Consider the following 17,203-nt stretch of genomic DNA (forward strand, 5'->3'; position numbering starts at 1 on the left):
CTTGTCACTCGAAAGACATGGCTTGGAGATGAAGGGACGCTACCGGTGATCACCAACTGTTGGCAGCATGCGCTGTCTTTGATTCACCACCTTTTTCAAATTGTCCAGATTGACCAGAATGATGCCTCCAATAATGGCAATCCCACCGAACAACGACAAAAGGGTAAGCGGCTCGTTATACAAAAAATGACCCAGACAAAGAGAAATTAATGGAGAGATATACAGCCACGTAGAAGGAAATACGGGATTCGTTTTGGACACGAGCCAGTAAAAGATCGTGTGCCCCATCATAGAGCCGGCGATAATCAAATAAAGCAGCGAGAGGGAAGCCTGGGGAGCGAACAGCGTCCCGATGTGTACGTCCTCGGTAAACAAAGAAAGCAGAAATAAGAGAAGCCCGCCATGCATCATCTGGGCAGCATTCAGTGCAATGGGAGAGGTTTCTCGAAAACGCTGAATGACGATTCGGGAGTACACCGTACCACTGGCATAAAAAATTTGACCAAACAAGACTACGAAGCACGCGATTAACCATAGCTTGTTAAAGCTGACGGTCAGGCCGGGTAGCAGCAGGATCACCACACCCGCCAAGCCGACGATACAACCTGCCCAGGCTGTGAAATTCAGCTTTTGACGAGAAATCCTGGACTGAAGCAGCAGAATCATCAGAGGGGCTGTAGCGGATAAGATAGCTGCAATGCCTGAGCTTAGGTACTGTTCTGCCCAATATAACGAAGCGAAAACGCCAAAGGTCAGACAAAAACCCGTAAGAAACATTTCTTTGCCCAGCAGCAGGCGAAGATTCGCTTTCTTTTTCCAGACCATCCACCCAAACAAGATCAAGCCTGCCAGAAAAAAGCGTACGCCTGCGGAAAAGAAGGGAGTTGCACCTGCGTCAATCCCCACTTTAATGGCCAAAAAGGTCGTTCCAAAGATTAAACACATGACGACATACTGGAAAAGCACCATAACAATTCCTCCTTTTCCCTAGCATAAAGGAAAGGGAATAGAACAGATGGCGAAGAACAGAACAGATAGAATGAAGTGCATGCATAATGGAGAGAAAAGGAGTGGGGCTGACATGAAACGGGGTTTTCTCTCCCATGATCATTCAGACAAACTTTTTGAGCAGATTTACGATTATATCCTGGAGCGGATTGTGCGCGGAGAGTGGAAGGAGCACGAAAAGCTTCCATCGGTGCGTACGCTAGCGCTGGAATTCAATGTGCACAGGCTTACGGTATTTAAAGCATACCAGCTGTTGAAGCAAAATCAAAAGGTGTATGTAAAAGATAAATCAGGGTACTATGTTCAGCCGGGCAGCTCGTTGCCGGTGGAGGCTCGGCAAGACCCTATTATCACTGCCTATGTACAGGACAGCCATCTTTCGGAAATTCATCAAGTCCAGGCAACGTATCAATTTTCAAAAGCGTTGCTCGAACCGAATCTTTTGCCCAATCTTTATTTCTCTGAATACGTGAAAAAAGTGTTTGATCTGTATCCAAAAGTTCTGGGAACCTATTCCACTACACAGGGAGATCTGGAGCTGCGAGAAGCCTTATGCCACTATTTCGTTCATCGCTTCCGTTTCTATCTGTCAGCGGAAGAAATGCTGATCACAGCGGGTTCACAGGAAGCCATCGATCTGACCGCAAGAGTGCTGATTAAGCCGCGTGACGTCGTCCTGCTGGAGAGACCGACCTACAGCCCGGCTATTGATGTGTTCCGGAGACAAGGTGCGACCATTTTGCCTGTTGAGATCACAGAGAACGGATATGATTTGGAGCAGATCGAAAAGCTTATGCAAATACACAAGCCAAGGCTATTCTACCTGAATCCCACCTTTCACAATCCGACAGGCTATACGGTGCCGACGGAGCAAAGAAAACGGCTCGTGGAATTAGCCGCTCACTATCACTGCCTGCTCATGGAAGACGATTCTTATCGGGACATGTATTTTGGAGAAGAGCCTCCTTTGCCGCTATTTTCGTACGATACATCGGGAGTGGTCGTGTACATCCGCAGCTTTAGCAAGTATATCGCTCCGGGGCTGAGTATTGCTTCGGTATCTTGCCGGGAGCCGATCATGAAGCTATTGCTGCGTGCAAAATCGCTTTCTGACAGTGGAACCCCTTTTCTTAACCAAAAAATCTTTTTGCACTATTTCTTTTCGGAACGCATGCAGCAGCATCTGGAAAAGCTCCGAATCGCGCTGTCGGTGCGCAAAGAGCTCATGGAGGATGAAATGAGAGCCACCGATTGGCAATGGTCAAGCCCGGCTGGCGGGTTTAATCTGTGGGTGAAGCTGCCGGCAACGATCGGGATGGAAAGGCTGCTGGGGCAATGCAAGGAGAAGTCGATCACTTTTGTGCCCGGGTCGATCTGTGATCCGCAGAGGGAGCTTAAGTCGTGGATTCGGTTGAGCTATTCTTACATGAGTGAGCAACAGCTGAGGGAAGGGATCAGGCAGTTGATCCGCGTATATGACGCAGAAAAGGAAAGATCGAGGAACTGGTAGAGGCGACACACTGCCGCTTTATGGAAGGGGGCAGCGCACTTTTTGCAAGGAGCGAAATCAAAAGAAAGGAGAAAAGCCGCTCCGCAGCGGCTTTTTTGCAGGGAAGCTATTCACGCTCTAAAGGTGTTTGCTCCAACTGACGGTAGGTTTTCCCTTTATCGACATACGACTGGCGGATGCGGACGAGCTCTTTGTAATCGGCTTCGTTCAGCTCGCGCTTGACCTTTGCCGGATTTCCGACAACGAGGGAGCGGGGAGGGACTTTCATGCCCGGCGGGACGAGAGCGCCAGCTGCAACCATAGCATCCTCACCGATTTCTGCACGATCCATAATGATGGAGCCCATACCGATCAATGCACCACGGCGAACGATGCAGCTGTGCAAGACAGCGTTGTGTCCAACTGTAACCTCATCTTCCAAGACCAGTGGATTGTTCGGGCTTTGATGCAAGGTGCTGTTATCCTGTACGCTGACTCGGCGGCCGATCACAGTAGGGGCAATATCGCCGCGAATCACGGTGTTGTACCAGATAGAGGAGTCTTCGCCGATTTCTACATCGCCAGAGACGACCACTCCTTTTGCGAGGAAGACAGATGGATGAATACGCGGTTTGATATCTTCAAATGAGAGCAGTAACATAATATCCTCCTAATTCATATACGTTGGGCAATCGTTTTGCAACGGCCGGGGATGAATAATGGAAAAGCGACCGGTGTTCGCATCGAAGTCGATGACGGTCCCTGTCAGTTGCTCCGCTTCTTCGTCTCTGTACAAAAAGCGAATCCCACTCAAAACCAGGACATGATCACGACTCGTCACTTCTGTGATCGCGATGCTGTAGGTGAAGCTTCCACAACCCGTTGTTGTCGGAATGAGCTTGATTCCTAGATCCTGCGCATCCGGTTCTTCCGCGATCAACAGGGAGAGGCGTGCTGCTGCGAGTGAAGTAATGGTAATCACGTTCAACCCTCCTTGTCACCCATTTATTGTACTACAGCTTTCAAAGAATGAACAATTTGGCTGGCATTTCAGGATTGGCTTAGTTGACCGATCAGGCGGCGTATGATAAAGTTACTATTACTGATTCTGATGTGCAGGAAATGTGGGTAGTCGCTGCTGCGGTCGTTTTCGATCGGCAGTAGAGGAAAGTCCAGGCTCGCCCAAGCTGAGATGCTTGGAGTGTTCGTACCTGGTGCAAACCAGGGCAGCGAGGTTCGCTTCGCTGACGGCGTGGAAAAGGCTCTCTCTGAGGCCTGAGTACGCTGAAAGTGCCACAGAAACGTAGCTTTTCTGGCGACAGAAAAGATGGAACGCGGTAAACCCTGCGAGCGAGAAACCCAAATTTGGTAGGGGAACCGTCCTGAAGGAACTGAACGTAGGGACGGATGGCGTCATTGACGTCATAGATAGATGGCTACCGCTCTATGTGCGAGGGGCAACCCGCTTGCAGCACGAGAGAAACAGAACCTGGCTTATAGCATTTCCTGCTGGAATGAAAGATAAAACCACCTGAGTTTTTCAGGTGGTTTTTTTGATTTGTTTATGAAAGATAGAGAGCGAAAAGAAATGGGCTTTGGACTGGCATAAGTTGGCAGGGAGACGACATGCAACATTTCAGAGATTATCCTCGTCAAATAGATCACTTGCCCCCTCTTTCAAAGAAAAATCAAAAAAACGTGAACCAAGGGCAAGAAAAGACAGAGAAAATATACGGGCTATCTAATTGCAATGGAGGGATTGAATTGAAAATGAACCAATCACGATCTGCGAAAGATCTGAAAAAAATAGTGACAACGGCAATGCTTGCGAGCATGCTGCTGGTCCCACATTCTGCTTTTGCGGCAAGTGCGCTGCCACTTTCAGACATCGCCAAGAACGCAAACAAGGATGCGATCCTGAAGCTGAACTACGCAGGTGTACTGAAGGGCTATACGGACGGAACATTCAAACCGGACAAAGAAGTGACGCGCGCAGAGTTTGCCAAGATCGCTGTTTTGGCAATGGGCTATACCGATGAACAGGCAAATCTTTTGAAGGGCAAGACCGCTTTCAAAGACCTGCCAGCTAGTCACTGGGCAACTGGGTACATCAATCTGGCTGTATCCCAAGGAATTATAAAAGGATACCCAGACGGAACGTTCAAGCCAGACAACCAGGTGAAAATTGCAGAAGCGTTGACGGTGTACGTTCAGGGCCTGAAAATCAGCGTAAATCCTGCTAGCACAGGTGAATGGTATTACCCATATCTGCTGGCGGCTGACAAAGCGGGCATTTACGAGGCAAAAGAAACGCCGACGATTTCAGCAAAACGCGACATTGTAGCGAAATACACAGATCGATTTATGGAAACACCGGTATATGCAAATGGAGCCTATTACGACAAAGATGGCAATGCCGAGGGCACGGTCAAAAAGCTCCCTGTTGAAAAAGGAACAGTTGCTTCCTATGACAAAGCTTCCAAAAAGCTGAAGCTAGTTGGCAAAAGCAGTGAGCTCGCGATCCCTGATTCTGCGCAAGTCTACGGAAATATTGTAGTAGGGGCACAGGTCGAATACATCGTAAAAAGCGGAAAAGTCGGGTTTCTAACCGTATCGACGGCAGATGCCAATATCGTGGAGGGCGTTGTGAAGACAGGCTTGAACCCTACCACTGCCGTAGGGGACGAGAAAAAGTTCAAAGCGATCGTCGGAGGCAAGGAAGTGCTGCTGGAGGTAGAAAATGGGGTAAACGTATCCCGCAGCCAGATTGGACAAAAGTTCGTGGCTGTCATCGATGAGGAGGGCAAAGTATCGTCTATTACCTTCTCGCAAAACACCACAACCGGGGTCGTAGAGAAAGTATCGTCCGTTAGCGGCTCTAGTGCGAAAAAGGTAATCAAAATTGATGGCGAGACGTACACGCTCACATCCTCTGCATCCGTGAAGGTGAAAGCTCACCCGCAAGCAAAAGCGGCATCGAGCAGCTTCGCAGACATCGAAAAAGGCGATCTCGTGGAACTGACACTGGATGTCGATGGAAAAGTGACTGCTGTTACTGTAACCAAGCTCTCCGTCACCGACTCCATCCGGATCGACACGGATGAGAATCTGATCAGCTTTGATGGGGTAGAGTACGAGGTACTGGAAGATACGGAGCTGTACGTCGATGAAGACGAGGTAAACGAGCTGGATGACTTGAAGGACGGCCAAGTGGCGATCCTGACCTTTGATGAAAACGGCAACCTGACCAAAGTGGAGCAAGGTGTCGGCGTAGCCAGCAACAAGCTCATCGAGGGCACAACGGCTTATCAATCCGGCAATCCTGCGAAGCTCGCTACGATCAAGGTCGATGGGAAATCCTACCAGATCCTGACAACGGCAAAGCTGACCATCGATAAACAAAATGTGTCTCCAACCTCGATTGGGGCAAACCAATTGAACGACTATAAAATCATCACATGGAAGTACAACGTCGGCACCAAAGACATCGTGGAGCTGACTTTGGAAAAACAAACGGTAGTAGGCTACGTAACCAAAAAGTCCGGCGACAAGATTACCGTAAACGGCAAAGTGTATCAGCTGGCATCGGGAGTCACCATTGACAGCAATGCCGCTTCCAATGACAAGGAATATACACTGACACTGAATAATGCAGGAAAAGTAAAAGCAGTTTCCGGCGCGCCGAAAACCGTGAGCGGGGTAGTCGACTCCGTTGAAGTACGCAAAGAGGATGGAAAAGTGGTATCTGCTGAAGTAGAGTTGAACGGTAAAAAGTACGATGTAACAGATGAGGACGCCGTAGCGGATCTGGACCAGTTCGAATACGCTACGCTGACCTTGAACCGTGACGGAGAAGTAACCGGTGCTACCGCCAAAGGGAAAAAGGCGCAGAGCGAAGTGAAATTCGTCGGGATTGAATCGCGTGTCAACGGAGACAAGTACGTCTTCTTTACAGATGTATCCAGCAGCCTGAAGCTGACAGAGGATGCTCAGATCAAATATTACGATGGATCGGAACTGGACGAAGAGGATATCAAAACCACAGACAAGATCGACCTGTGGACCAACGAAAACGGTCAGGTATATGTGATCGTCGTCGCAGAACGATAAAAAGAAGGAAGGCGCCCACCATGTGGGTGCCTTTTTTGCGGCATTTGTCCCGCTCTTCTTTTCCCCTTGGAAAAATGGTTAACAAAAGGGCGTACTAGCATAAGCCCTTTTCCATAGGGTTTATGGAGGAGGTGAATTCCTTGGATGAATTGCGCATGTTCAAACAGTTTATCCATGCGGCCGAACATGTCTGGACCCAGATAGCCACCTCGCCGAGAGGAAAGCCTGTTTACACGGTCAATGGCGTAGATTTTACACCTTTGCCCGAGAGGTACAACTCGAAGCGAAAGATTTCCCGTATCTTTCGCCGATATTGGGGAAGACAGCTGAGTGAAACGTTGATCCGAAATCTGAATCTGCGTCTGGTAAAAGGGAAGCTGTGCATCCCGTACGGAGAGATCCCTGTCTTTCCCACGAATGTCCAAACTCTGCAGCTCAAATTAAACCAGCCGAATCAGAAGGTCGTATCTGCGGTATTAGTAGGAGGCAATAGGAAGGTACGCGTAGAGTATCGTTTTGTTCGCGTAGGAGCCACTGCCCCGTATATGATCATGAAGCGTTCAGGCAAGGAGTACGATCGACGCTATCGGCCACCTGCTGCGACAAACACAAATGCAAAAGCGAAGCCCCCGGCGAAGCCATTGGTAAATCCAACAGCAGCTCCAAAGTCCAAATCCAAATCCAATGGAAGACAAAAGCTCCTCAAAACCCCGTAAGCCTGGGGTCGAGGAGCTTTGCTCTTGAAAGGCGCACATCCATTATGCTTCGATGGAAACGTGATATTCCCGCAGCCAGTAATCAAGCTGCCCCAGATAGGCAAACAGCTGCGGAGTACTCATGAGCTGACCGAAAAACGGGATACTGGACGCCTGTGCATCCGATTCCGCGATCCGCCGAATGGTAGGAACATCGATCAAGGGGAGCAAGGGCGAGGTAGGGTCTCCTAATATATCCAATAGCCAGGTGCGAACTCCCTCCGTATAGGAAGGATTATGTGTTTTCGGGTACGGGCTTTTTTTGCGGTAGAGCACTTCATCAGGCAAAATGCCTTCCATGGCTTTTCGCAGGATGCCTTTCTCGCGGTTTCCGTACGTTTTCAGCGCCCAAGGGATGTTCCATACGTATTCGACGATGCGATGATCGCAAAAAGGCACACGAGCCTCAAGGCTTGCCGCCATGCTCATACGGTCTTTGCGGTCCAGCAGGGTATTCATGAACCAGGTAATATTCAGGTAAAACATCTCCCGGCGGCGTGCTTCAAAGGGACTTTCGCCAGGAAGCTGAGGGACTTCATCGAGTGTTTCTTCATAGCGCATAGCTACGTACTCTTCTGGATTCACCCAGTCCCGAAGCTCTGGAGAAAGCCAGGAGGCGCGTTCTTTCGTTGCTCTCGCCCAAGGGAAAGTGCCGGCATTCAGCATCTCTTCCCGATGGAACCAGGGATAGCCGCCAAATACCTCATCTGCACATTCACCAGAGAGAACGACGGTGGTTTCTTTTTTGATTTCGCGGCAAAACAGGTACAGCGAAGCATCTACATCTGCCATCCCCGGCAAATCGCGGGCGAGGGTGGCCGTTTTGAGCGCATCGATCAGCTCGTCGGTGTCAAAAACGATGTTGTGATGCTGGGTGCCTAAAAAGTCGGAAACCACTTTGACGAATGGAGCATCCTCATTGGGCTGAAAAGCACTCGCCTGAAAGTGACGGGCATTGTCTACATAATCGATGGAATACGTGTGCAGCTGCCCGCGTCCTTCTTTTTGAAAGGATTGTGCAGCCACGGCCGTAATGACACTCGAATCCAATCCACCAGACAGGAGCGTCGAAACAGGAACATCTGCCACGAGCTGACGATGAATCGAATCGGTTACCAGCTCCCTTACTTTTCGGGCGGTTTCCTCTGCATCATCGGTGTGCGGGTGGCTTTCCAGCTGCCAGTAGCGTTGTTTTTTCAAGCCATCGCGAGTGACGACGAACGAATAGCCTGGGCGAACTTCATGGACATCCCGAAAGACGCCATGGCCGGGAGTACGGGCAGGACTAATCGCGAAAACTTCAGCCAGTCCTTCGCGCGAGAGCACCGGCCTTACATCGGGATGGGCGAGCAAGGATTTCAGCTCGGAGGCAAACAGGTAAGAGCTCCCGCGCTGTACGTAAAACAAAGGCTTGACGCCCATGCGGTCACGTGCAACAAAAAGGCGCTGGTAGCGTTCATCCCAGATGGCGAAGGCGAAAATGCCATTGAGGCGAGCTACGCATTCCGTACCCCATTCGAGGTACGAGTGCAGCAGGACTTCCGTATCGGAATGGGATTGGAAGGTATGACCGGCAGCTAGCAGCTCCGCGCGCAAATCTTCCGTATTGTACAGCTCCCCATTGTAAATCATGGTACATGCATAGTCGTTATGGATTGCCGCCATCGGCTGTTGGCCTCCAGCCGGATCGACAACGACTAAGCGACGATGCCCAAACGCTGCCCGAGGAGTGAGCCAAAAGCCTTCTGCATCAGGGCCGCGATTCGTCAAACACTGGGTCATGGCATGTAAAACAGGACGCTCCTGGGAAAGGTCTTTTTCCCAATCAATCCAACCTACGATTCCACACATATCGATTCATCCTTCCCATGAAGCATTGCACCCACAGCGTATGCAAGTCGCCTAGTTTGATTGTCTGTCCAGCAGGGAATTTGCAGCAAAAGGCGGAATTTATAGAAGATTTCAACATGCTGGGAGGACGCAGTGGACAATCTCACTTTATTGCTCATCGAGAGAATGGGCATTTTGCTAACGCTTGCATTTATCCTCACGCGAATCCCCTTGTTTCGCCAACTGCTGGATCGGGAGGTTCATGCGGGGACATCCATATCGTATTCCTTGATGTTTGGACTGTTCGGCATTGCGGGCACTTATGCGGGTGTTGTTGTAAAAGAGGATTCGTTCTCGCCTGCGTTTTGGATTTTTGCTCTCTCCCCGGAAGATGTCATTGCCAATTCGACGCTGGTAGGAGTCGTCATTGGCGGGCTATTGGGCGGTCCGCTTGTGGGGCTGGGAGCGGGACTCATTGCTGGCGCCCATGTATACGGAATGGGGGGATTTGCCGCGTTGCCGATTGGCATATCCATTCCGGTGACGGGGCTGCTGGCGGGGTATGTCGCGAGGTTTTTCTCCCAGGAGCGGGTCATCTCTCCGTCCAAGGCCTTGTTCATCGGTATGTTTGCACCTGTCATTCAGATGTCGCTCATGCTGATTATGGCAGGGCCTCCTGATCTGGTTCGAACGGTAGTGAATGTGATCGGGGTTCCGATGGTGCTGACGAATAGCATTTCGATTGCCATTTTTACGACGATGATCCGCGTTGCCCTGCAGGAGCAGGAGCGCTCTGCAGCGTTGGAGGCAGAGCGTGCCTTTACGATTGCAGAGAGAATTTTGCCTCACCTGAAAATGGGCTTGACTCCGCAGACAGCACAGGCAGCTGCCTTGCTGCTGCAGCGTGAAGTGAAGGCGGCGGCAGTGGCCGTAACCGATCGGGAGCAGCTCTTGGCACATGTCGGCGCAGGGGCGGAGCATCACCTGCCGGGTGCAGAGATCGTAGGAGATCTGGACAAAAGAGCTCTTTTCAGCGGTGCCATCGAGAAGGGATTGAGCCGGGAAGTGCTCGGATGCAGCGTCAAAAACTGTACGCTGCAAGCGGCGATTCTCGTTCCGATCCGTGAAGGTGGGAGTGTCGTCGGGCTGATCAAGCTCTATTTTCGCAGGCCGCAGCAGATCGGAAAAGTTCAGGAAGCGCTGGCAAAGGGTTTGAGCAATCTGATTTCCAACCAGCTTACCGTGACGCTGACAGAAAAAATGAAAGGCTTGATGAAGGACGCGGAGCTGCGCATGCTGCAAGCCCAGATTCACCCGCATTTTCTGTTCAACACGCTCAATGCCATCGTCACGTTGATTCGCATCGATCCACAGCTGGCGCGGCACATGACCGTTCAGCTCGGTACCTTTATGCGGCTGACACTGAAGCTGACGGCAGCGCCGCTCGTCTCTGTCAAGCAGGAGCTGGATCATCTATTGGCTTATTTGGAGATCATCAAGGTCCGTTTTTCCGAGCAGTTTGCTGTACGCTGCTATATTGGCGAAGGGGTAGAGGATGCGCTCATCCCGCCAGGCACATTGCAGCCTCTTGTAGAAAATTGCATCCAGCATGGGCTAAGGCATATGCCAACGGGAGGAGAGATCGCTCTTACGGTGAAAAAAGAGGGGAACCTCGTGTGCTTCCATATGGAGGATAACGGCTGCGGGGTCGCTCCTGATCTACTCCCGGTGCTGGGCAGGGTTCCGACCGAGAGCAAAGAGGGAAATGGGATCGGCGTCCACAACGTCAATCAAAGACTTGTCAGCCTGCGTGGACCGGATGCGCAGCTGAACTTTTGCAATAAGCCAGAGGGCGGGTGTCTCGTTACATTTTCCATTCCGATTCAAAAAGAGGAGAGTGCCTGATGAAGATTCGCATTATGATCGCGGAAGATGAAAGGCTCGCGCGTGAAGAGCTTGTTTACTTGCTCCAACAGGAGACGGATGTAGAGCTGCTGGCAACCGCGACAAACGGGAGAGAGCTTCTGGAGCTGGTGGATGCCAATGAGCCGGATGTGGTCTTTCTCGACATCAAAATGCCGGAGCTGGAAGGCACTCAGGCAGCGCGCATGCTGGCATCGCGCAAGCAGCAGCCACTGATCGTCTTTTGTACCGCACATGAAGAGTTTGCGGTCGATGCCTTCAAGCTGTACGCCGTCGATTATCTGCTCAAGCCTTTTGAACCAAAACGCATCCAGGAGACGATGCAGCGCGTACGCGAGCGGCTTGTCAAAGCAAAAGCGGAACAGACAGCACCAAGCAAGCGCTCGAAGCTCCTTGTGGAAGAAAATAACAGACTTGTCGTTATCGATCCAGCCACGATCGTATACGCCGTTCGCGAGGAGCGTTTTGTTCAAATTCATACACAGACAGAGACGTATACGACGAAAATGACATTGACGCAGCTCGCTGAAAAACTGCAGGCGTACGATTTTTTCCGCACCCATAAAAGCTACCTCGTCAATCTGCAATTTGTCAGCGAGCTTACCCCGTGGTTTAATGGTGCCTACAATTTGACGCTCAAAGGAGATGCCCGAACCAAGATCCCGGTGTCTCGCACCTCCGCAAAGGATTTGCTGCGGAAGCTGGAGGAGTAGTCTTCCATTTTTTTGCAAATGGGGAGGCAAAGCAAACCGTTGGCGCACCATCCACGACATTTGGCGCAGAAAACCGCCATAGGATCGCCATAATCTCTACAATAGAGGAAGCGCTTACAATTTGCTTTGAAGAGGGGAGATTCCAATGGGCAATCCGGTTTCCGCGCAAAAGGGCGGGTCGTCGGGCAAGTCTGATACGCACTACGCAGCGGTCATCAAATCTGCATCGTTTCAAGAATTGCTAAAAAGAAAGAAAGCGTTCATTTTGCCTTCATCTATCTTTTTCTTCGTCTTTTACTTTTCACTCCCGATCCTTACCTCCTACTTCACTGTCTTGAATACAAAAGCGTTCGGAGCCATTTCATGGGCGTGGGTCTTCGCATTTGCACAATTTATCATGACGTGGGGACTCTGTATCCTGTACACCAAACGGGCAAAAGAATTTGACGATTTGGTCGAGAAAATCAAGCAGGAGACAGGGGGTAGAAAAGAATGAACGTAACCGCATTTTTACTCTTTTTAGCGATTGTCCTGATGACACTGGTGATCACCTATTACGCATCCAAGAAAACGAATACGACGAGTGAGTTTTACACGGCTGGCGGCGGCTTGACAGGGTGGCAAAACGGGCTTGCGATTGCGGGCGATTACATGTCTGCAGCGTCGTTCCTGGGGATTGCAGGGATGATCGCACTGAGCGGATTCGACGGCTTCTTTTACAGCATCGGGTTTCTGGTTGCTTATCTGGTCGTGCTGTATCTGGTGGCAGAGCCTCTGCGCAACCTCGGAAAATATACGATGGCAGACATGATTGCCGCGCGGTTTGACAATAAACAGATTCGCGGTGTGGCAGCACTGAACACGATCGCGATCTCTATCTTCTACATGATCGCGCAGCTCGTAGGGGCAGGAGCTCTGATCAAGCTGCTGCTGGGTCTCGAGTATACGACCTCCGTATTGATCGTAGGTGCTTTGATGACAGTCTACGTCGTGTTTGGCGGCATGACGGCGACATCGTGGGTGCAGATCGTAAAAGCGGTTCTGCTCATGCTGGGTACCTTTGTCATCTCCATGATGGTCTTTGCGAAATTTGATTTCAGCATCATGAAAATGTTCACTCATATGCAAACAGCAACACCGCTAGGCGAGCAGTTCCTGAATCCGGGGAACAAGTTCAAGATTGGTCTCGATACGATTTCACTGAATCTCGCGTTGGTTTTAGGTACAGCCGGCTTGCCGCACATCCTCATTCGCTTCTTTACCGTGAAGGATGCGACGACAGCGCGCAAATCAGTCGTTTACGCTACGTGGATTATCGGTATTTTCTACGTCATGACGGTGTTCCTCGGGTTTGGGGCAGCAGCTTTCGTGGGTGCGAGCAACATGGATGCAGCGGGTAATATGGGCGCTCCGCTCTTGGCGCAGTCGATCGGCGGCAACTTCCTGTTCGCGTTTGTTTCTGCAGTAGCCTTTGCGACGATCCTCGCCGTAGTGGCAGGCTTGGTGCTCACGGCCGCATCCGCTTTTGCCCATGACTTCTATGGACACGTACTCCGTCATGGCAAGGCGACCGAAAAAGATCAGATGAAAATGGCGAAATGGGCATCCGTCGGGGTATCTATAGTCTCGATCATCCTCGCCCTGTTCGCTCAAAAGCTGAACGTAGCGTTTCTGGTGTCCCTGGCTTTCGCGGTAGCGGCCAGCGCCAACCTTCCCGTGATTTTGTTCACGATCTTCTGGAGACGGTTTAACACCACGGGTGCGGTTACGGGGATGCTGGTAGGACTGTTCAGCTCCCTGATCCTTGTGGCGATGAGCCCGAACGTATGGAATCCGGTGGCAGGAAAGGCGATCCTGGTAGGGGAAGCCCTGTTCCCGCTGCCGAACCCGGGAATTGTCTCCATCCCACTGGGCTTTTTGGCTGCTTGGATCGGTACGATGCTCTCCAGCACGCGCAACGATGCCAAGTACGATGAAATTTTGGTGAAAGCGAATACAGGAATGTCCGAGTCCGCATAGAAAAAGGTAAGACAGGAAGCTCGTGCCAACCAGGAGGCTGGGGTCATCCCCGGCCTCTTTTCTATATGCCGAGCTGGCCAGATTGGGAGGTGGTGCTTTTGACTACCATCATCTTTTTTTTAGCGGTCATTATAGGAACAATGGCCATCACGTATTCCGCGGCGAAGCAGACAGGGACGACCAAAGACTTTTACGCAGCGGGAAATCGGCTGACAGGGTTGCAAAATGGCATAGCGATCGCTGGCGACTACATGAGTGCAGCTTCTTTTCTCGGCATAGCCGGTACGATTGCGATGTACGGGTTTGACGGGTTTGTCTATGCGATTGGCTTTTTCGTTTCTTACTTGATCATTTTGTTTATTATTGCAGAGCCGCTGCACAATCTGGGGCGTTATACGCTTGCGGATGCGATCGCGGTGAGGTTTGGCAGCTTGTGGCTGCGTGGGGTGGTCGCTGTGACGACTCTCATGATCACCATTTTCTATATGCTCGCGCAGCTAGTCGGGGCAGGCGCTCTCATGCATTACCTGCTAGGCGTAGATTACACCAAGGCTGTCTTGGTTGTGGGCAGCCTGATGACTTTTTACGTCGTCTTCGGTGGAATGGTGGCTACATCCTGGGTGCAAATTATTAAAGCGATCCTGCTGTTGACCGGTACCCTTGTTCTTAGCCTGATCGTGCTATCGCGGTTTCACTGGAATCCCTCAGAAATGTTTGCGCACGTCAGTACCATCACGCCATTGCAAGAAAAGTTTTTGCAGCCTGGCAATCACTTGAATGAACCACTGGAAACGATCTCGTTGCATTTGGCACTCATATTGGGCACGGCTGGCTTGCCCCATATCATTTCACGTTTGTTTACGGTAAAAGACGCGATCACGACGCGGTATTCGATCTATACGGCCACCTGGATCATCGGCGCTTTTTACTTGATGACCATTTTCCTCGGCTTTGGCGCCAGCGCGTTCGTCGGCTATGAGGCGCTTTCTGGCGTCGGGTTTGGTGGAAATCTGACGGTGACTCTTTTGGCAAATGCGCTGGGTGGAGAGTTTTTGATGGCGTATATTGCAGCTGTCGCCTTTGCGACGATCCTCGCCGTCGTAACAGGTCTCGTGCTTTCGGCTTCATCGGCCTTTGCGCATGATGTGTACAGCCATTTGATTCGGCGCGGGATGGCATCGGAGAAGGAGCAGGTCAGGGTCGCAAAATTTTCGTCCGTAGCGGTAGGGTTGATCTCCATCTGGCTTGCGATTGGGGCGGAAAAAATGAATGTGGCCATACTCGTAGGGCTGACCTTCGCTGTCGCGGCTTCTTCCAATTTGCCTTTGCTGCTTTGCACGTTGTACTGGCGCAGATTCACGGTCCAAGGAGCAATTGCCGGAGTGCTGACGGGGCTGATTTCCTCTGTCGTCCTCGTCATCATGGGACCCGCTGTCATGGATCTGGATCATGGCTTGATTCAGCGTTCGCCGATCTTTCCTTTGACGAATCCCGGTCTGATTTCTATTCCCCTCGGCTTTTTAGGGGCGCTGGTTGGAACCTGGCTCAGCAAGCCGGCCCCTTTGGCGGATGAACAGTTTGAGCGAGTGCTTTTCCAGGCGCACACCGGAATTCGGCAGTGGAAAGGGCGAAAAATGGAGAGAGAAGGCGCATAAAGAAGACCTGCCTGTTCCACCCTATCGAAGAGGGAGGGGAATGGCATGGGCGCGAAAAAAGAATCGAGCAAAGCCTCGCAAGCGGAAATGGATGTATACGAGCGAGCGCGTTTTGCTCTTGTAGATCTGATTGATGAGCTGCAGGAAGCGCTGGACGAAGAGGATACGGAGAAATTTACGCGGCAAGGCTATGAGATGGTAGGCCAGTATTTCCGCAAGGCTGTCAACACAGGGGATTTGACCTTGATTTTTGCCTCGGTTTTACAAGATATTTTGCACAAGCTGGAAATGACCCAGCAAGGAGACAATGTTTCCATGGTGCGTGACGAATACAGCGTGATGAAAAAGGAAGAATGAAAGCGACCCATCAAGGTCGTTTTTTTCGTTTCACCCTAGACTTTGCTCCCCGGAAAAATGTGTATTCCCATTGAAAGAGCAGGAATGGTCTGAGCATATTGAACTACGAAAGAGGTTTTCACAGTGGTAAACTAGGGAAGTATCAAAGGGGAGGAAGCAACCAGGAGGAAGACCCCATGAAATACGTAAATGTGGAGCAAGTGGAACCGGGTGACGTGCTGGCCCGCAGTATTTATACGAGCGAAGGCTTGACCTTATTGCATGCTGGCGTTCAGTTAACTGTCGGAATGATTCATAAGTTGCGCCGTTTTGGTGTGACGATGCTGAGTGTGAAAGATCCGTTGCTGGATGAAGTAAAGGAAGAGGATGTCATCACAGAGGCGACACGGAAAGATGCGATTCGCAATCTTTCCGCAGCGCTCCAATGCGTACAGACCGGCAAGCATATGGATGTGCGCGGCATTCACAAGTCGGTGAACAGTATCGTCGACGAGACTCTTCGCAATCGCCGCGTGCTGTTAAACCTAGGAGAGATCCGGACGACGGACAACGCCATGTACATCCATGCGTTGAACGTCTGCATGATGGCGACTGTGATGGGAGTAGGTCTTGGCTATAACACGGCCCAATTAAAAGAGTTGTCGATTGGGGCTCTTTTGCATGATGTTGGCAAGCTCAGCGTGGACAAGGACGCCCCTGCCTATAAGGCCAAAAGCATGGAGAATCACCACACCTGGCTTGGCTTTCATCTGTTGCGGAAAAAGCATGAGATGAGCATCGTCTCCGCGCATATTCCTCTTCAACATCATGAGTGGGTGGATGGGAGTGGCATTCCGCGGGGACTAGTCGGGGATGAAATCCATGATTTTGGCAAGATTGTGGCGATCTGCAACTACTACGATAATCTGATCTCCCCTCTTTCCGAGGAAGAGGAGACATTGGCACCGTACGAGGCCTGCGAGAAAATCATGGGACTAGCAGAAAAGCGTTTTGATCACAAGATGGTGATTCACTTTTTACGCTCGATTGCCTTGTATCCGACAGGGACCTCGCTAAAGCTGAGCACAGGGGAAATCGGGGTCGTCATTGACCAGAATCGCGGATTGCCAGCGCGACCAGTGGTAAGGGTGATCCGTCGAGACCAGCAAGCGAGCAGGCACATGGCTGAGGAACACGAGATCCGCGATATTGACCTGGGTGAAGAGGTGACGGTGTTTATTACCGGGGTTATGGAGTAAGGCGAAAGTCAGGGTTTTTTTCTTCCAAGATCAGGGATAGTCCCTACATACAGGGGAGATTGTCTGATCTAAAATGAAAACAGGCAAGGGGCTGGCCCTTGACCAT

The 17,203-nt window shown here is 51.0% G+C and carries 14 protein-coding genes and 1 other RNA gene; 11 read left to right on the forward strand and 4 right to left on the reverse strand.

The window, feature by feature from the left end:
- Window positions 1–39: 39 nt before the first annotated feature.
- Window positions 40–969: a DMT family transporter gene (locus ACLIN2_RS11860; protein ID WP_411504123.1), complete on the reverse strand. Its 930-nt coding sequence runs from the start codon at window positions 967–969 to the stop codon at window positions 40–42.
- Between the two features lie 112 nt (window positions 970–1,081).
- Here ACLIN2_RS11860 and ACLIN2_RS11865 point away from each other — a divergent pair, with 112 nt between their 5' ends.
- Window positions 1,082–2,518: a PLP-dependent aminotransferase family protein gene (locus ACLIN2_RS11865; protein ID WP_411504124.1), complete on the forward strand. Its 1,437-nt coding sequence runs from the start codon at window positions 1,082–1,084 to the stop codon at window positions 2,516–2,518.
- 106 nt (window positions 2,519–2,624) lie between these two features.
- On the opposite strand, the gene ACLIN2_RS11870 is transcribed toward ACLIN2_RS11865, so the two are convergent.
- Entirely contained in the window at window positions 2,625–3,158 is a 534-nt protein-coding gene (locus ACLIN2_RS11870; RefSeq protein WP_411504125.1) for a gamma carbonic anhydrase, read from the reverse strand.
- Window positions 3,159–3,167: 9 nt separating this feature from the next.
- Window positions 3,168–3,479: an iron-sulfur cluster biosynthesis family protein gene (locus ACLIN2_RS11875; RefSeq protein ID WP_400582156.1), complete on the reverse strand. Its 312-nt coding sequence runs from the start codon at window positions 3,477–3,479 to the stop codon at window positions 3,168–3,170.
- Between the two features lie 138 nt (window positions 3,480–3,617).
- On the opposite strand from ACLIN2_RS11875, the gene rnpB reads away from it, so the two are divergent.
- The 3 genes from rnpB to ACLIN2_RS11890 all read left to right on the forward strand — a co-directional run bounded on the left by rnpB (window position 3,618) and on the right by ACLIN2_RS11890 (window position 7,323).
- Window positions 3,618–3,999: RNase P RNA component class B (gene rnpB, locus ACLIN2_RS11880), an RNA gene on the forward strand.
- Window positions 4,000–4,267: 268 nt separating this feature from the next.
- Entirely contained in the window at window positions 4,268–6,607 is a 2,340-nt protein-coding gene (locus ACLIN2_RS11885) for an S-layer homology domain-containing protein (RefSeq protein WP_411504126.1), read from the forward strand.
- A 131-nt stretch (window positions 6,608–6,738) separates the two neighbouring features.
- On the forward strand, window positions 6,739–7,323 hold the full coding sequence (locus ACLIN2_RS11890; protein ID WP_411504127.1) for a hypothetical protein: 585 nt from the start codon (window positions 6,739–6,741) through the stop codon (window positions 7,321–7,323).
- 42 nt (window positions 7,324–7,365) lie between these two features.
- Here ACLIN2_RS11890 and asnB read toward each other — a convergent pair whose 3' ends face one another.
- The gene (gene asnB / locus ACLIN2_RS11895) at window positions 7,366–9,213 is read right to left on the reverse strand and encodes an asparagine synthase (glutamine-hydrolyzing) (protein WP_411504128.1); all 1,848 of its coding nucleotides are present in this window, start codon (window positions 9,211–9,213) and stop codon (window positions 7,366–7,368) included.
- Between the two features lie 132 nt (window positions 9,214–9,345).
- On the opposite strand from asnB, the gene ACLIN2_RS11900 reads away from it, so the two are divergent.
- From ACLIN2_RS11900 to ACLIN2_RS11930, 7 genes are all read left to right on the forward strand, one after another.
- A complete protein-coding gene (locus tag ACLIN2_RS11900; RefSeq protein WP_411504129.1) occupies window positions 9,346–11,097 on the forward strand; it encodes a LytS/YhcK type 5TM receptor domain-containing protein in 1,752 nt (583 codons plus the stop codon).
- Window positions 11,097–11,828 (forward strand): LytR/AlgR family response regulator transcription factor, encoded by a 732-nt coding sequence (locus tag ACLIN2_RS11905; RefSeq protein ID WP_122923266.1) that lies wholly within the window; start codon window positions 11,097–11,099, stop codon window positions 11,826–11,828. The genes ACLIN2_RS11900 and ACLIN2_RS11905 overlap by 1 nt, the downstream gene beginning before the upstream one ends.
- 145 nt (window positions 11,829–11,973) lie before the next feature.
- A complete protein-coding gene (locus tag ACLIN2_RS11910) occupies window positions 11,974–12,324 on the forward strand; it encodes a DUF485 domain-containing protein (protein ID WP_328210767.1) in 351 nt (116 codons plus the stop codon).
- On the forward strand, window positions 12,321–13,847 hold the full coding sequence (locus ACLIN2_RS11915; RefSeq protein WP_400582149.1) for a solute symporter family protein: 1,527 nt from the start codon (window positions 12,321–12,323) through the stop codon (window positions 13,845–13,847). Before ACLIN2_RS11910 ends, ACLIN2_RS11915 begins: the two co-directional genes overlap by 4 nt.
- Before the next feature lie 92 nt (window positions 13,848–13,939).
- A complete protein-coding gene (locus ACLIN2_RS11920; protein ID WP_411504130.1) occupies window positions 13,940–15,502 on the forward strand; it encodes a solute symporter family protein in 1,563 nt (520 codons plus the stop codon).
- Window positions 15,503–15,547: 45 nt separating this feature from the next.
- On the forward strand, window positions 15,548–15,859 hold the full coding sequence (locus ACLIN2_RS11925) for a hypothetical protein (protein ID WP_411504131.1): 312 nt from the start codon (window positions 15,548–15,550) through the stop codon (window positions 15,857–15,859).
- A 176-nt stretch (window positions 15,860–16,035) separates the two neighbouring features.
- On the forward strand, window positions 16,036–17,097 hold the full coding sequence (locus ACLIN2_RS11930; protein WP_411504132.1) for an HD-GYP domain-containing protein: 1,062 nt from the start codon (window positions 16,036–16,038) through the stop codon (window positions 17,095–17,097).
- Window positions 17,098–17,203: the final 106 nt, after the last annotated feature.

The organism is Brevibacillus centrosporus (genome assembly GCF_046622605.1).
GTDB classification, from domain to species: domain Bacteria; phylum Bacillota; class Bacilli; order Brevibacillales; family Brevibacillaceae; genus Brevibacillus; species Brevibacillus centrosporus.

Excerpts from the sequence above, each read along its gene's own strand:
- ACLIN2_RS11885 (WP_411504126.1), top strand. The coding sequence starts at position 4,268 with ATGAACCAATCACGATCTGCGAAAGATCTGAAAAAAATAGTGACAACG.
- ACLIN2_RS11860 (WP_411504123.1), bottom strand. The coding sequence starts at position 969 with ATGGTGCTTTTCCAGTATGTCGTCATGTGTTTAATCTTTGGAACGACC.
- ACLIN2_RS11870 (WP_411504125.1), bottom strand. The coding sequence starts at position 3,158 with ATGTTACTGCTCTCATTTGAAGATATCAAACCGCGTATTCATCCATCT.
- ACLIN2_RS11925 (WP_411504131.1), top strand. The coding sequence starts at position 15,548 with ATGGGCGCGAAAAAAGAATCGAGCAAAGCCTCGCAAGCGGAAATGGAT.
- asnB (WP_411504128.1), bottom strand. The coding sequence starts at position 9,213 with ATGTGTGGAATCGTAGGTTGGATTGATTGGGAAAAAGACCTTTCCCAG.
- ACLIN2_RS11910 (WP_328210767.1), top strand. The coding sequence starts at position 11,974 with ATGGGCAATCCGGTTTCCGCGCAAAAGGGCGGGTCGTCGGGCAAGTCT.
- ACLIN2_RS11905 (WP_122923266.1), top strand. The coding sequence starts at position 11,097 with ATGAAGATTCGCATTATGATCGCGGAAGATGAAAGGCTCGCGCGTGAA.
- ACLIN2_RS11915 (WP_400582149.1), top strand. The coding sequence starts at position 12,321 with ATGAACGTAACCGCATTTTTACTCTTTTTAGCGATTGTCCTGATGACA.
- ACLIN2_RS11930 (WP_411504132.1), top strand. The coding sequence starts at position 16,036 with ATGAAATACGTAAATGTGGAGCAAGTGGAACCGGGTGACGTGCTGGCC.
- ACLIN2_RS11865 (WP_411504124.1), top strand. The coding sequence starts at position 1,082 with ATGAAACGGGGTTTTCTCTCCCATGATCATTCAGACAAACTTTTTGAG.